The sequence below is a fragment of the Pantoea sp. GbtcB22 genome, assembly GCF_019091025.1.
In the GTDB taxonomy this organism is placed as follows: Bacteria; Pseudomonadota; Gammaproteobacteria; order Enterobacterales; family Enterobacteriaceae; genus Pantoea; species Pantoea leporis.
In genome coordinates this window covers 1-239 of the sequence record NZ_JAGXKB010000789.1, presented here as the reverse complement: position 1 = coordinate 239, position 239 = coordinate 1, and the positions used below count along the sequence as shown (strand labels likewise).

Here is a 239-nt window from a genome sequence, read left to right as displayed (position 1 = left end):
ATGATTGCACGTGAATAAAACAGCCAGCAGCTTAGCCTTGGCAAAATCGCCGAGCGAATAGTCGCGTTCATCGACGCCGGGCAGCTTGAAGTCAGGCGCCGCATCACCAATTGCCAGGGTCTTGAACCCGGCTGGCTCGCCTCGCGCCACGCCGACCGTGACCAACAACACAGCAATTCCAGCTAATACACCGCGCATGGCAATTCTCCAGGTTGGTCCGGCAGATGACTGGCCGGCAT

Annotated in this window: 1 pseudogene; it reads right to left on the bottom strand. The window is 58.2% G+C overall.

What is annotated here, in order from left to right:
- Positions 1 to 198: pseudogene (locus tag KVT28_RS26685) on the bottom strand (hypothetical protein); the annotation flags it as partial.
- Positions 199 to 239: the final 41 nt, after the last annotated feature.